The following is a 14240-nucleotide window of genomic DNA, read 5'->3' on the forward strand; positions in this document are numbered from 1 at the left end:
TGAAGGTGGCCTTAACGGCCACCTATCACACCAATGTAATCAGATACCCAACGGTAGTAGGGCACGCACTGACCTTGGCTCTTACACTTGGAAACAGGGGTTTGCCAGAACTTAATGCGGTCAAACTCTTCCATTCCGTTGAGTTTGCAACCTGCGGCAGTTTGCATGCCGCGGCCATCTGTACACGCTGCGGGTACACTGGGGTTTGCGCCAAACCATACTGAGAGATCGCTTTGAAGGTTCGAAGCAAGGGTATGTTCCATCCAAAGGTATGCACAGTTAGGGTTGTCAGCGTCAGCGTGCATCATGGTGGTATCCGCCCAACCTGTGGCCCCCTCAACTGGGATGGTTGATGAAATAGGCTGTTTGTCTGCAGCGAGCAGATTGACCTGAAATGGCCAAGAGCCTGAGGCCACCATGCCTTCATTCTTAAAGTCGTCAATCTGGATGAAGGCATCATGCCAGTAGCGGGAAACTAATTTTCTTTGCTGTCTGAGTAAATCAAGCGCCTCGTTGTATTGTTCCTGATTGAGCTCGTAAGGACTGGTGATGCCAAGCTCAGGTTTATGATGCATCAGATAGTTGGCGGCATCTGCGATGTGTATTGGTCCATCGTAGGCTTGAACACGTCCCTTGTTGGTGTTCCCATCTGGCAGTGTGACTTCCTCGAAAACCACGTTCCAACTGGCTGGCGCTTCCTTGAAAACGTCCTTGTTGTACATCAATACGTTGGGTCCCCACATGTAGGGAGTCCCGTAATGTGTGCCATCAACGGTATGCCAAGGCGCGTTTTGCAATCGCTTGTCGACGGTCTTCCAGCTTGGGATCAGGTCAATATTGACGGGTTGCACGCGCTTACCCGCAATCAACCGCAAAGAGGCGTCGCCAGAGGCAGTGACCAAATCAAAACCACCTTCGTTCATCAAGGCGACCATTTCGTCTGATGTGTTGGCAGTTTTGACGTTTACCTTACAGCCTGTGGCTTTTTCAAACCCCGTTACCCAATCAAAATCAGGGGATGTCTCACCGCGCTCGATATACCCCGGCCAGGCGACAATGTTTACCTGACCTTCGGGTTTACCGATCTTGGTGAGTGCATCTGTTGTCGCAGCGCTCGAGGCGGCGAAAATGAAAGTGGAGGCGATAAGTACGGTAATCCTTGTCTGATTCATTTCCTTTCTCTCCCTGTGTACTTCTCAAAAAACGAAAGTCGGAATCAACCTTTAGAAGCTTTGTTTTTTGAGTACACATTTACAAATGGGATATCCAGAAGAGAGGTATAGGAAAATCCGATACCAGAAGTAACTACAGGAAAAATAGATTTTTTATCGTGAGCGCTGTTTGTGATGAGACTGCGCGACGTTGATAAAACCTTGAACGTGAGGTTGGAGTTTTGAGCCTTTTCGCCACACCACACCAATTCGGATAACAGGGAGCGAGCCCGATATGTCTCGTGATTCAATGCGATCACCATCCAGCGACCAAGGCCGGTAAACCATATCCGGCAATAAAGTGACTCCTGCGCCAGTAGCGACCATATTACGGACGGCTTCAACGGAGCGCGTGCGGAATACGATGTCTGGGCGCGTATTTAATGCGCTCAACAATTTGTGTGTGGTGGCTTCGATTTCCTCGATATTGAGCATGACCAAGGGTTCATCCGAAATATCGTCGAGTGAGATAGAGTCGCTGGTGGTTAATCTGTGCCCAATCGGCAGCCAGAGCCGATATGGAGAAACATCCAATGTTTCTGCTTCGAGTGCCATTAGGTCCTGATCTTCATCGAGTAGGATCACAGCAGCATCAAGTTCTCCCCCAATCAAAAGATGCTCGAGATATTCACTGTTGTCTTCGATAACGGCGATTTTTACGTAAGGATAAGCACGTTTATAACGTGAAAGAATATCAGCTAATACATAGCCTGAAACTAGCGCCGTCACGCCAATGTTAAGTTCCCCTTTGGAAGTAGAGCTCTCTGGAGAAAGAGATAAGCGTGCATCGGAGACTTGCCCAAGGATTGTTTTGGCATGCCGCAGGAAGTGATGACCATTCCGGGTGATATTCAGGCCCCTTGGATGGCGTTCAAACAAAAGCACCCCGAGATCAGCCTCAAGATCTTTTATCGCGTCCGTTATTGCGGACTGGGAGATAGAAAGCAACTGGGCGGCATGGGACATACTGCCTTGCTCTGCAGTAGCGACGAAGTACTGCAATTGTCGCAACGTAAAAGCCAAAAGTGATTAATCCATTGAAATGACTCTTCTGATTGTAGAGCATTGAAGCGTATTTGAAGCTATCCCAAAGACTGAGATACTTCCTGTAGGCAATTGAGCGAAGGAGAAAATGATCATGTCTGACATTGCGAAAACCCCAGAGCCGCCTTATTACGCTGTGATATTCACCAACCACCGAACAGAGATCGATGAAGGCTATGGAGAGATGGCCGAGCGAATGGTTGAGTTGGCAGCTGAGCAACCTGGTTTTCTGGGCATTGAATCGGTCAGGGAGGGATTAGGTATTACGGTCTCGTACTGGAAAGACCTCGAATCCATCAAGCAATGGAAAGCAAACATGGAGCATGTAGAAGCCCAGAAAATTGGGCGAAAAAAATGGTATGCAGCCTTTACAACGCGAATTGCCAAGGTTGAGAAGGAGTACAGTCTGTCAGACTAAAAATGTTAGTCAAATAAGACTGTTATGGTCGAATGTACAAGATAGATAAATTTTTAACTTGGTTTTCTCAAAAAAGAACCGCTGAGTTAAAAGTAAAGACGTACGTTGACCTTATGTATCTTATCCACAAATACTGTGAATAAAAAAACACCAGTAGCAAATAATAAACAAGTGAATGTTAAATGCGTATAGTTGCGCAAGGCCTACTTCGGCTGTTTGAAGGTGTTTAGTGTATGGGGCTGTAAAAAGTTTGTTTGGCCATCGGCATGTCCGGATTAAGAAAAATACATGATGAATAATCATTCAGATTCATATCCATGATAGGCATACCGATGGCAGTTATCAAATGGCGTGATGGGTTAGCTGATGACTTGTCCCTTCCTCCTGTTGCCACTTATCGATCACTACCGCAGCAATCAGATCCCCTTCAACGTTAACAGCGGTTCTGAAGGTATCGAGTGGGCGTTCAATCAGCAATAGTATGGCAATCGCTTCAAGGGGAATACCCGCCGCCAGAAGTACCATCTGCATACCGGACATAGAACCTGAAGGCATTCCTGGCGCGCCAATGGAAGACACCATGGCCATGATAAAGATCATCACCAATCCTGAGGTTGTCAGATCGACACCAAAGAGCTGAGCAAGAAAAATCGCAGCTACACCCTCAAACAGTGCTGTGCCATCCATGTTCATGACAGAGCCAAGAGGTAAAACCATACTGCTGGTGGTTTGAGATACCCCAAGCTCCTGCTCTGCAGTCTGCATCGAAAGGGGCAGGGTTGCAGAGCTAGAGGAAGTCGCGAATGCCATGGCCATTGGGGCAGACAATGCTTTAAAGAGACGCTTGAAACTTATCCCAGTGATGAATTTGGCAATACCCGGCAACACTATGGCGCCGTGGATTAGGGTGAGCGTAAACACCAATACGGCAAACAGCGCCAATTGCTTGAACAGCAAACTACTGCCGGAGACAGAAAATTCAAAAACGATGGAAAAAACGGCCAATGGAGCCAGCTTGATGATACCGCTGACGATTTTATTCACGCCTTTGTTTAAGCCATTGATCATCTCAAATAACGAATGTTTCTCAGGTAGTGTCGATACTAAGGCCAGACCGAGCATGAATGAGAACAAGACAATCGCGAGAAGGTTACCTTCGGACAGGGCTTGTATTGGGTTGACAAGTGCCATCGAGAATAGTTTTTCTGCAATCGCCCCACCATTAGCGGCTTCAGCGCTAATCAATTTGACCTCTTCGCCCACTGGCACAATCGATGTCAGTGGCTCCCATGGTGGGAGCAGTAACGACGCACCTAGCCCGAGGCTGATAGCAATGAAAGAGGTAAAGCTATAAAACAGTATCGTGGTTCGGCCTATCTTTTTTAACCGCATTGTTGAGCCAATACTGGTGATGCCTTGCAGCAGTGATAGCATCACAACAATGCCTACCACCATTTTGAGCAAACCCAGATAAGTGGTTTTACCCAGTGCGATCAATTGATACCAGTCTTGCTGAGCGACCTGATCGTCAATGGAGAAGAGGCGGGTTATGGCCCAAGCTGAGAAAGCGGCAAACGCTAGCTGTAAAGGGAGAGACTGACGAAGTTTAGTCCACATTATTGTTATTCCAAAAATTCTCAGCGCGCTGGAAAACAGAGCTGAAAAAGCAAGCGATAAGGCACTGAGAAGTGTTTTGCACTTCTCAGTGAGAATGACAAGTGACAGTGTCACCAAATCTTAGGAGATATTGTGCTTGTAGAAAGGATTCAGTGATGCCTTTACACGCTTTAGAAGCACCAGTGCCGTGACGCGACCCCAACCAAATAGAATTTTCTGGTGAAGACGAAATATTGTGTCATACAGGTTGCGTACAAAGCGGCCACGAACGATCAATTTGTTGTTCATCAGGCTGCCTACTGCATAGTCATGGCCAACCGCGATAACCATGCCGCCATCATTGAAAATAAATGGTTTCATCGCTTTACCTTTAAGCATACGGATAAGCTGGCGAGCTAAATGTTCTGCAGCCTGATTTGCTGCTTGCGCTCTTGGTGGTACAAAGCTGCCGTCAGGTTGCGGGCATTCAGCGCTGTCACCGATAACAAAGATATTCTCATCCATCGAGGTACGGAGCGTTTGGTCAACTTTCAACTGGTTCAGGCGGTTTGTTTCCAATCCATCAAGTGTCGCAAGCCATGGTGCACACTTAATGCCTGCCGCCCATAATTGGAGGCTGGCAGTCAGAACTTCACCATTATCAGTAATGAGTTTTCCTTCTTCTGCGCGCGCTATACGCGTGTTTGTTTTAACGTTTACTCCGCTTTTAGTGAGTGCGTGCTGCACTTTCTGGGACATGCACTCAGGGCCAGCAGGCAATACCCGATCAGAGGCTTCAATAAGGGTAATTTTAAGCTCGGCATTTCTGCGGTATCGTTTTAGCTGATTACTGACTTTTGCAAGCTCGGCGGCCAATTCGACGCCTGTTGCACCTGCACCCACGATAGAGATTTGACGCGACTCATCGGCTTTCAGCAAAGGATTAATGTGATCCCATGCTCGCTGGGCTTGTTCTGCAGAGTCTAAAAACAGGCAGTGTTCGCTGACGCCTGCCGTTTTGAAGTCGTTACTTACTGCGCCAACCGCAATCACCAGATAGTCGTAATCGAGCGTCGATATCTGGCCATTGGCATCACGAATTTCAATCTGCTTGTCAGCGCGGCTAAGTGCAGACATTGAAGCTTGGACATATTGATAGCGATTGCAGAAGCTATGTTGGAGGTAGCTAACAGCATCCAATTCTTGGTCGAAGGTTCCGGCCGCGATTTCATGCAGACGAGGCTTCCAGTAATGGTGACTGGCAGGCTCAACCAAAATAACCTCATGTTCACGGCGACGCGCAAACTGTTTACCCAAACGAGTGACTAACTCCAGGCCTGCTGCACCACCACCTACTACAACGATTTTTGACATCGTTCTCTCCCAATACCAACACTCAGAGTGTTGTTGAATACGGTATGCCAGCCTTGTCATCAGGTTTCATAGGCTAGCGGAATGGGGCGCATTATATTGATGATGTGAAAATTGATAATCCAACACATTCGAAATTGATTATTACCAATAGGTAATAATTGCACTGGATCGGATTCAGGTTATTTGGGTATAGGAGAGCAGCACCAAGATGCGATCGTTATTTTCCTTCTTTAACCACTAACTTAGACATCCTTTTCTTCAGTTCTTTTTGAAGGGCATTCTTGTCGTAAGGCTTCATGCCTTTCCACTTTTGGCATTCCTCACGCGTACGACCACACCCTAAACACCATCCTTTGGGGCCAGAAAAATCGCACACATCAATACAGGGACTTTGATTCCGCTTCATCGTGCTCCGTCCTTCAAAGCTCACTTAATGTCTGCTCAATACCGTCTTCAAGTTGCCGGAGACGGTTAAACTCTTCATACAGCTTTTGTTCGAGGTTTTTAAAGTTGAGAGGCAGGTTGCGCTGACAAATATGATAACCGCTTCCTATGGTTTGATAGCCTTTCCAGCCCTTGATTTTCTCCCCTTCAAGTTCCAGAAATTTGCGGACAAATTCAGATTGTGAAGGGCAGTCTTCTTCTGCATGCATACAGATAGGAAACTCTTTCTGCTTTAACTGCGGCGCTTCAATATAGGTTTCAAAGTGGATGCCGCCTTGAGCCTCATTGTGCCAACTTTCCTTATAAAGCTGCATGTACACGCCGCGGTTATATATTTCCCAACCATCATCAAACCATGACGACTGCCGGAGCATTTTCTCGAGATTCCGGAAAATAGGTTTAATGTCTTTCATTCATATGCCTTGAAATACAGACCCAACACGAGCATCTAACATGCTTCTCTACGGTCTGGATTAGCATCCTAGCCAAACTGAGTTGTTATGTTATAACGTAACCTATCAATGTCGCCAAATAGGTGTCAATAGGCGAGGAACAGCAAAAGCAGTGAGAACGAAATAGAGAAGGTGAATATCGAAAATGTCTCTTTAGTGTGACACGTCTGGAGTCTAAATTGGTACAGAAATGATACCCTCCAAGCCAGCTTTTGCAGCTTGCGATTGGCTCTGAATCAGCAAGCAATCTGCTTCAACAATGAAAGGGAAATGAATGAGAATTGCCGTTATCGGTTTAGGTGATATTGCTACTAAAGCCTACCTTCCTTTGCTCACCCGCATGTCAAATCTCGAGCTTATTTTTTGTACCCGGAACCCAGAAAAACTGGCAGAAGTCGCCAACGAATATCGCATTGAGGAAACCTGCCGTGACTACCGCGAGCTGGTAAAGATGAATATCGATGGCGTGATGATCCACACCAGCAGTGAAACACATGCTGCTATTGCGACGTTCTTTATGGAACAGCACATTCCCGTTTTCGTTGATAAGCCTGCCACGCTGAATTTTGCCGACTACCAAAAGCTTCATGATCTGTCAGAGCATAAATCCGTCCCTTTGTTTGTTGGCTTTAACCGTCGTTACATTCCACTTTGGAACACGCTGGTGGGCCGAGCTGAACTTCGAACGCTTACTTGGCACAAACATCGACTCAACCTGACAGGCAAAGCACAGGACTTCATTTTTGATGACATGATCCACGTGATTGACTCGCTCAATATCCATGGAAATATTGACCAGCAAGACATTCAGGTGGTGTGCCAGAAAGCGGGCGATGAAATCACCATGATCAACCTCTCCTGGGAAGAAAATGGCACTCTGTTTAACGGCCAAATGAACCGCCAGTTTGGTAAAACCTGCGAATCAGTATCGTTGGCCTGTGAAAACGAAGCCTATCAATTTAATGGCTTTCTGAAAGGCGAGAAATTCGAGAACGGCATCACCCAAACTGTCGAGCTGCCCGATTGGACAGATACTCTCGAAACCAAGGGCTTTAAAGCTATGCTGGAAGATTGGGTGAGTGTGGTGGCATCAGGCCGAATGGATGAGAAAGCTAAGCAACGAAACCTGTCGACCCATGCGTTTTGTGAGTGGTTGTTGGGGGAGGTTATATGAACCACACTCTGCATCGAAGCTGTAAGCATGGTTCATTGAATGCTTATAAGTCGATAAATAGAAAAAGAGACCTACAATGACCAAACGGATTTACCGTGTAAACCAGTGATATCTGTTGGCGTGCCAATTTGGTCTAGGTGGTAGTGGTAAGCCTCGCAGCCTTAGTCTTCACCTGGCTGTATTCGAAGTGCCTGGCCCAGTTGTTGTTTTGGAGAGTTAACTATAAATATTAACTATTTCTTGAATGACAAGTTGATCTTCATCAGTTACATCATATTGATAAAATACTGATCCAATAACCCTCCCTGGTATACAGCCAGGTATCATAGAAAAACGCTTGACCATTTCTATTTTTTTATCGCTAGATGCTTCATATTTATCTACTAGATAAATAAGCGTTTTAAGAGCGTACGCTTCATCAGCAAGTTTTTCTAATTTGTCCATCTTATTCCTCTGGGATTATTTCTACTGCATCATAGATAACATCTCGTCTGTCGGCGTGCAATTGTACTGCTCCTCCCTTACCGTATTGAGGATAGGCTTCAGCAAACGGTTCTAATCTTGTCGGGTCACTGTCACCAGCCCACCTGGGGACTCTGACTTGCGGTTTTCCATCCTCATATAGCTGAAGCGTATCAAATTTCCCACGAATTCTTGCGTCAGACCATGATCCTATACCATTCTCATCTGGACCTATGTTCGGTCCTTTGATTTGAAACGCATCAAGCGCATCAGCCGCATTCTCATATTCTTCAAAACCAATATAAGTAGGCTTACCTCTCCCAGTTTCGAGCATTTCATGTCCCCATTTATAGGGTGAGCCATTATCTTCTAAAAGCCTTTCGTATCTGTAGCCAGTGCTAGGCAGAGTAGAAGAAGGACCTGAAGGACCAACATAAAAATCCGGTTTTTGACTATCCCCACAACAAGCGCCATTAACAGATACATTCGCCAATCCCAACGGATCCACCCATCCCGTTGGGTTCGGTACATATTGGTAGTTATTTAATCCACCCGCTAACCCGATGGGGTCGGCCGTAACAAACCGCCCAGTGTTTGGGCTGTAGTAACGGTGTCGGTTGTAGTGAAGGCCTGTTTCTTCGTCGAAATACTGCCCCTGAAAACGCAATGGGCTGGAGATCTCTTCAACATGCTGTCTTAGCACATTGCCATATGCGCGGTATTGCACCGACCAGACCGCTCTACCCTGATTGTCGGTAATATCTGTTGGGGTACCGATTTGGTCTAGGTGGTAGTGGTAAGCCTTACAATCTGTGCCTTCACCTGACAGCATTGCCAACGGTTTGAAGGTGCCGGGTTCGTAGATGTAGGTCTGATAATGGTCTTTGCTGGTTTCGGCAATCAGGGTGTCGCCTTGCCAGACAAACTCGGTAGTCTTCACACTGCCAAGCTTGTTTGTCACACGCTTTTTAATGCGTCGGCCAAACGCATCGTATTTGTAGGTGGCGAACGAACCGTCTGGCAATTTGGCTTTGGTTAAGCGGTGCTGGCAGTCGTACTCATACTGTGTGACTAGGCTTTGCTCTTTGCCGCGTTTTTCAGCAATTAGTCGGCCAAATTCGTCATATTCATAGTGACTGTCACCGTGGAATTTGAGCTGGTTACCTTCAACATCGAATGGCTTAGTGCCTGCCTTAGCGCCGATGACTTGGTCAAGCAGGTTACCTGCAGGGTCATGGGCGAACGATTCTTCCACCACGCCCCGTGTTTTCTTGAGTCGTGAAAGCGGGTCGTAGTCGTAATAAACTGTACCGAATCGGCTGTCGGCCATCTCGCTCAGGTTGCCATCAGCACCATAGAGATATTGACGGGATTGTGTCTGTCGCCCGTTTTGGTGCTGGGTATGGGCAGTCAGTCGCCCCTGTTCGTCATGCTGAAAGCGGCTGAGAATGTCGCCTTGTTTACGGGCGGTTTCCAAACCATTTTGGTAATGGTGACGGGTCAGTTGCTCATCATTGAGCAAGATACGGCTCAGCACGCCGCCGGCAGAGCGTTCAAAGCTGAGCTTATTGGCATCAGGCAATTGCCAGTGGGAGAGATGTCCGACACTGTCATACTCGAAGAAGTTCGATGCCCAGCTTTGGTGTTCCTCGGTGAGCCTGCCAAGTAAATCATATTGCCAGGCAAGGGGAGTCTCCCCATCGTCAACACCAATCAACTGTCCGTAAGCGTCGTAGTTGTAGGCGACCTCTTGTCCATCAGGCAGGGTTTTCTTAGTTAGCCTGCCCATGGCGTCGCGCTCAAAAACGGTTTCCAGTTCTGTGCCTTGAGTACCGGTCTCAGTTTTCTTTAGCAGTTTGCCGTTGAGGTCATATTCATAGGCGAAGCGACGGCCATCAAAGGTCGTTTCACTGCGAACCAGACCGTTGGAGCAGTAATCGATGCGATAGGTTTCGTTGCGCTCATTGATGATGGCGGTAACGAAATTTTTGGCGTTTTCGTACTGGTAACGAAGGGTAGAGCCGTCAGGTTGGATGACCTGACTAACAAGGTCGGTGTTCGGGTGATAGTCGTACAGGGTTTCCAGGCCGTTTTCATCAATAACACGGGTTGCCTTGCCGTAAGCATTGTATTCAAAGTGCTTAGTTTGTCCGGAAGGGAGCTTCACCTTGCTCAGTCTGTCAGCATTGTCCCACTCGTATTGAGTGACAGCGCCAATGGCCGATTTTTCAACAATGATGCGACCGAAAATATCGTAGCGATAGGAAGCTTGAGAACCATCGGGATAGGTTTCGCCAATCAGCATCCCCAGTCGGTTCCAAGCCAATTTATGCTTGCTGCCGTCCGGGTAGGCGATTTCGGTTAACTGACCTTGTCCGTTGTATCGGTAGAAGGTGTCTTGGCCAAGTGGATCCCGTTTTTCGGTGATGTCTCCTTGCGCGTTGTATTTGTAGCGCCAGTTGCGCTTGCCTTGAATGACCCGGCGAAGGTTGCCTCGCCAGTATTGGTATTCAATCACCTCACCATCAGGTAGAACGGTCAGGACGCGTTGTTGGAAGTCGTTATAAACATGGCGGGTTTCATTGCCAAGCGGGTCGACAGTGAGGACTAAATCGCCATTTTCATTGAATTCGTTTTTTGTAACGGCGCCGTCGGGGTCTGTCTGCGCTACCAGCTTGGCGTTTTCATCATGTTGGTAAGCGGCAGTGCTGCCGTCTGAATAGGTGATTTCGACGGCATTGGACGCGTCATCCCACTCGAATTTGGTGTCGTAACCCGTATTGCTCCAGTGATGGACACAACGAACTTCTTTCCCTTCACCTTCCCACTGCCAGCCGAACTCGATGCCACCTGCCATTTTACGCAGTGAGATGACGTTGACCTCGTCATATTGATAGTGCTCGCCTTCGCCAGCGGTGTTTAAGGCGTTAACGAGTTGCTGATTTTCGTTGTAGTGATAGGTGAAACTGGTGCGCTCTGTTATCCACTCCTTCTTTGAGCCGTCTGTTTTCAGCGTGCGGAACTCAATCGCAGAAATGAGGCCGCTTTGATACTCAAACCAAAGCGCAATACCCTGTTCGTTGATAACTGCTTGAGGTCGTTGATAGCCGTCGTATTCGATTGTTAAGCGGTTATTGTATTTGTCTGATAAACCCGTTAGCTGAGCAGTATTCCCTCTGCGGGTGAAGTGATGAAAGGGTTGCCCGGCTTGCGCCAAGACATATTCATTCTCTTTTTCACCGAGGAATACTGCTGCACCTGCGAGGTCGTTATAGATTTCAGGTCGCGACTCTGTAGGCTCTGGAAGTTGGGTGCGTTTGCCCTCGGCATCTTTCCAGAACAACTTGCCCGCTTCGAAGATCAGAGATTGGCTGAGAGGGTGACTCCAGCCATAACCCAAACTTGAGTTGAGCTCACAGCTTGATGTTTTGTAGGTTCGGGTAAACGTGTAAGGCAACGCACCGGGAAGCGTGACATCGCTAAGTTGAAGGGTTTCTTCACCCGTGACCATAGATACCGGACAGCCTTCTGACACGTCCTTACCAGCACCTTGTGTTGCGTCGCCTTTCTCGGTGGTGCTTTTTTTGTTATCGATATCCCGAGGTTTTTCAGCAGTGATATGCGAACTTTGGGTCGCAGAGCGTTTCTCCGAAGTCGCACCGTCTAGGTTTTTCCCCTCGACACTCTGGGTGGCTTTAGCCCTGGCGTTGAGCTTTCCATTGCCATGCTGAGTGACCTTTTTTAGTGTGTCGATGTTATCCACCGCGTCCACTTTGGTGATATCAACGACTTCTTTGATTTTCTTCACGGCCTTGACGGCGCGTCCTTTCCTGCTCATTTACGCACCTACCATGGTTGCGGTACCCGCAACATCTCTGAGTCGATTGATATTTCTTAAAACTGCGCCGCCGGGGATAACAATACTGAGGACAACCTCAACCAGAATGGAGGCGAGAGAGACAGACACCAGAGTGAGGATCTGGAGTGGGCTAAGAATTTTGAACCAAGAGATGACTGCGTTGAGACACAAGAAGCAGCGCGCTTCATCTTTTATCAGCGTCAGCATTCTTTCGGCTTCTTCTTTGGCTGAGGCCAGTTTTTCAGCAATCAACTCTGGATTTTCTAAATATTTGGAGAGTTTTTTAGCTAGCTCCGTGGGGTTGGCGAGTAGCTTGAATAAATCAGCAATTTCATCCCAGGCATCAACGACAGCATCCAGCATATTGTCGAGAAACTTCCCCACTTCGTCCCAGACATCAATAGGATCGTTAAGATAGATTTGCCATTCGCTACGCTGCGTCTTCCATTCTTTATCCAACCAAGCAGTGAGCTTGTTGATTGTTGGGTCATAGGAATCGAGCATGGTTTTGATGTCACTTTCGCTCACCTCGGGATAAAAGGTGATGCGGACAGGTTTACCCCGATATTTTGGGTCTAGCGTGACCTCAGCGGTGCCGTCGCTACCGATTGTGCCGGAAACTGCTGGACCATCAGGTTCGTATGAATCGATAAATATCCCATCATCGAATTTGACTGGCTGTACCTTAAATGGCGTGCCTGTGATGGGAACAAAGGCTTCGGCTTCAAAGCAATGAACAAGAGTGATCTTTCCATCAAGTGGACAGGTGATGATATCGGCTTCGATTTTTGAATCGTCTGTATCTGCAGACTGCTCGTTATCGTTGACGATAACCTTTTGTTCCATATCCAGCGCCCACCCATAAAACCAGTTCTCTGAGTGTTTGCGGTATTCATCAATCGAGGTCTCGAAATCCGATTTAATCTTGCTGAACATGTTATCGACGTCAGCCATCGTCATTACGTTACTGCTCACCGATACACCTCTTTATCCAATGCATTTTTGATGTAACTGTTTAACGTGCCGAATTCTTCCTTGTAGCGCTCAACCAAGCGCTTGACCTTGGCTTCAATGGTTCTTTCAGGAAAAGAGAAGTAGATATCGGCGTGATTTTCCCGGAGCCATTTAATGCTGTTGGCGATGAGGACGGATTTATCTTCTTCGCTGAGCTTTTTAACGACCGCTTCAGGCACTTCCCACCACGGAAAGGGTTTCTCAACGACTGAAGATGCAGGGGTAGAATTGGTCACTGTGCGTTGTTTTGAAACCCATTGCTGGCAAGGGCCCATCACTTGGTTGCGCTGTTCTTCATCACAGAAGCGCGCCAGATCGATACTGAATCTTGGGTCATAGAAACGGAAAAAGGCATGGTTGCCTGAGGGCATCCACACCAGTGTGAGACTACGAAAATGTTGGAATATGTCCGGCAAGTGGAGTGTGCTCGCAACGAGAATGCCCCAGTCCTCATTCGCTTCCTGCTCAGTCCAGGTAATGAAGTCAGGCAGGTGCGAAACGTCAGCGATATAGGGCATCACTTCATGCCATTCTGCGTAGGGGGTCCCGCTCCAAAGTGGTTTGGCGTCATTACCGCCAAAGCGATAGAAATCTGCCAATGCTTTGTCATCGCAGGTTCCGTTGAATATGGCATACCAATGGAGAGGAGCCTCTGTCTCTTGGGCTAGATCTCGCATTGGCCATCCTTACATTTTTCACATTCTTCGCAGAATGGCGCTGCGGACTTCATGGTGGCGATTTGTGCCGGTGTCAGCATCGGGAGTGGATTTTCTGGCTTAGGAGGCAGTTCCCCTGGCAATGTGGGTGCTGCACCGCCGTATCCACTTCCGCTTCCTGCTGCGCCGCCTGCATTCAGATCCACTACGGGACCTGAAATATGTACCCCTGAAGTATCAACAGTGACGAAACAGCCCCCCGCTTTTAGCGTGATCTGGCTACCTGCTTCAATCACCAGCTTGGCACCGGACTTTTGGTGTATTTCATTGCCCGCATCGACAAGTTGCCCTGTGCTTTGCTTGATGTGGATCTTGTTGTCACTGATGACTGTTTTGTCACCTTTTACATGCTCTTTGGATTGCCCATCCACTGTCAGGTGGTCATCCACCTTAATATGCTGGAACCTTTCATTCTCGACATCCAGATGGAGGTCATGCTTGATGTTGTCCTTGCGGTCATTCTCGACCAGCAGGTT

12 protein-coding genes and 1 pseudogene are annotated in these 14240 nt (G+C 47.7%); 2 read left to right on the forward strand and 11 right to left on the reverse strand.

Annotation, left to right across the window (positions count from 1 at the left end):
* Nucleotides 1-11: 11 nt before the first annotated feature.
* Nucleotides 12-1172, reverse strand: coding sequence for an ABC transporter substrate-binding protein (locus QL223_RS23800; RefSeq protein WP_281546157.1), 1161 nt, complete (start codon nucleotides 1170-1172; stop codon nucleotides 12-14).
* A gap of 153 nt (nucleotides 1173-1325) precedes the next feature.
* Nucleotides 1326-2234: a LysR family transcriptional regulator gene (locus QL223_RS23805; RefSeq protein ID WP_039850308.1), complete on the reverse strand. Its 909-nt coding sequence runs from the start codon at nucleotides 2232-2234 to the stop codon at nucleotides 1326-1328.
* A 115-nt stretch (nucleotides 2235-2349) separates the two neighbouring features.
* Between QL223_RS23805 and QL223_RS23810 the strand changes: the two genes are divergently transcribed.
* Nucleotides 2350-2673 (forward strand): antibiotic biosynthesis monooxygenase, encoded by a 324-nt coding sequence (locus QL223_RS23810; protein ID WP_281546158.1) that lies wholly within the window; start codon nucleotides 2350-2352, stop codon nucleotides 2671-2673.
* A gap of 342 nt (nucleotides 2674-3015) precedes the next feature.
* Here QL223_RS23810 and QL223_RS23815 read toward each other — a convergent pair whose 3' ends face one another.
* The 4 genes from QL223_RS23815 to QL223_RS23830 all read right to left on the reverse strand — a co-directional run bounded on the left by QL223_RS23815 (nucleotide 3016) and on the right by QL223_RS23830 (nucleotide 6500).
* Nucleotides 3016-4290, reverse strand: coding sequence for a dicarboxylate/amino acid:cation symporter (locus QL223_RS23815; protein WP_281546159.1), 1275 nt, complete (start codon nucleotides 4288-4290; stop codon nucleotides 3016-3018).
* A gap of 120 nt (nucleotides 4291-4410) precedes the next feature.
* Nucleotides 4411-5643 (reverse strand): NAD(P)/FAD-dependent oxidoreductase, encoded by a 1233-nt coding sequence (locus QL223_RS23820; protein WP_281546160.1) that lies wholly within the window; start codon nucleotides 5641-5643, stop codon nucleotides 4411-4413.
* A gap of 217 nt (nucleotides 5644-5860) precedes the next feature.
* Nucleotides 5861-6049 (reverse strand): DUF1289 domain-containing protein, encoded by a 189-nt coding sequence (locus tag QL223_RS23825; protein ID WP_002540736.1) that lies wholly within the window; start codon nucleotides 6047-6049, stop codon nucleotides 5861-5863.
* 13 nt (nucleotides 6050-6062) lie between these two features.
* Nucleotides 6063-6500 carry a hypothetical protein gene (locus tag QL223_RS23830; protein ID WP_002540737.1) on the reverse strand — a complete coding sequence of 146 codons (438 nt, stop codon included), beginning with the start codon at nucleotides 6498-6500 and terminating at the stop codon, nucleotides 6063-6065.
* Nucleotides 6501-6813: 313 nt separating this feature from the next.
* On the opposite strand from QL223_RS23830, the gene QL223_RS23835 reads away from it, so the two are divergent.
* A complete protein-coding gene (locus QL223_RS23835; RefSeq protein ID WP_281546161.1) occupies nucleotides 6814-7713 on the forward strand; it encodes a Gfo/Idh/MocA family oxidoreductase in 900 nt (299 codons plus the stop codon).
* Nucleotides 7714-7929: 216 nt separating this feature from the next.
* Here QL223_RS23835 and QL223_RS23840 read toward each other — a convergent pair whose 3' ends face one another.
* The 5 genes and pseudogenes from QL223_RS23840 to QL223_RS23860 form a co-directional block, all read right to left on the reverse strand.
* Nucleotides 7930-8157, reverse strand: a complete 228-nt coding sequence (locus QL223_RS23840; protein ID WP_039850309.1) for a hypothetical protein — start codon at nucleotides 8155-8157, stop codon at nucleotides 7930-7932.
* Between the two features lies 1 nt (nucleotide 8158).
* A complete protein-coding gene (locus tag QL223_RS23845; RefSeq protein ID WP_281546162.1) occupies nucleotides 8159-12013 on the reverse strand; it encodes an RHS repeat-associated core domain-containing protein in 3855 nt (1284 codons plus the stop codon).
* Nucleotides 12014-13009, reverse strand: a complete 996-nt coding sequence (locus tag QL223_RS23850; protein ID WP_281546163.1) for a Rhs family protein — start codon at nucleotides 13007-13009, stop codon at nucleotides 12014-12016.
* Nucleotides 13006-13725 (reverse strand): DUF4123 domain-containing protein, encoded by a 720-nt coding sequence (locus tag QL223_RS23855; RefSeq protein ID WP_002540741.1) that lies wholly within the window; start codon nucleotides 13723-13725, stop codon nucleotides 13006-13008. Before QL223_RS23855 ends, QL223_RS23850 begins: the two co-directional genes overlap by 4 nt.
* Nucleotides 13713-14240, reverse strand: a pseudogene (locus QL223_RS23860) (type VI secretion system tip protein VgrG); the annotation flags it as partial. The pseudogene QL223_RS23860 and the gene QL223_RS23855, both read right to left, overlap by 13 nt.

It is taken from the genome of Grimontia sp. SpTr1, from assembly GCF_947387585.1.
Taxonomy (GTDB): Bacteria; Pseudomonadota; Gammaproteobacteria; order Enterobacterales; family Vibrionaceae; genus Enterovibrio; species Enterovibrio indicus.

Excerpts from the sequence above, each read along its gene's own strand:
- QL223_RS23800 (WP_281546157.1), bottom strand. The coding sequence starts at position 1,172 with ATGAATCAGACAAGGATTACCGTACTTATCGCCTCCACTTTCATTTTC.
- QL223_RS23810 (WP_281546158.1), top strand. The coding sequence starts at position 2,350 with ATGTCTGACATTGCGAAAACCCCAGAGCCGCCTTATTACGCTGTGATA.
- QL223_RS23815 (WP_281546159.1), bottom strand. The coding sequence starts at position 4,290 with ATGTGGACTAAACTTCGTCAGTCTCTCCCTTTACAGCTAGCGTTTGCC.
- QL223_RS23820 (WP_281546160.1), bottom strand. The coding sequence starts at position 5,643 with ATGTCAAAAATCGTTGTAGTAGGTGGTGGTGCAGCAGGCCTGGAGTTA.
- QL223_RS23825 (WP_002540736.1), bottom strand. The coding sequence starts at position 6,049 with ATGAAGCGGAATCAAAGTCCCTGTATTGATGTGTGCGATTTTTCTGGC.
- QL223_RS23830 (WP_002540737.1), bottom strand. The coding sequence starts at position 6,500 with ATGAAAGACATTAAACCTATTTTCCGGAATCTCGAGAAAATGCTCCGG.
- QL223_RS23835 (WP_281546161.1), top strand. The coding sequence starts at position 6,814 with ATGAGAATTGCCGTTATCGGTTTAGGTGATATTGCTACTAAAGCCTAC.
- QL223_RS23840 (WP_039850309.1), bottom strand. The coding sequence starts at position 8,157 with ATGGACAAATTAGAAAAACTTGCTGATGAAGCGTACGCTCTTAAAACG.
- QL223_RS23845 (WP_281546162.1), bottom strand. The coding sequence starts at position 12,013 with ATGAGCAGGAAAGGACGCGCCGTCAAGGCCGTGAAGAAAATCAAAGAA.
- QL223_RS23855 (WP_002540741.1), bottom strand. The coding sequence starts at position 13,725 with ATGCGAGATCTAGCCCAAGAGACAGAGGCTCCTCTCCATTGGTATGCC.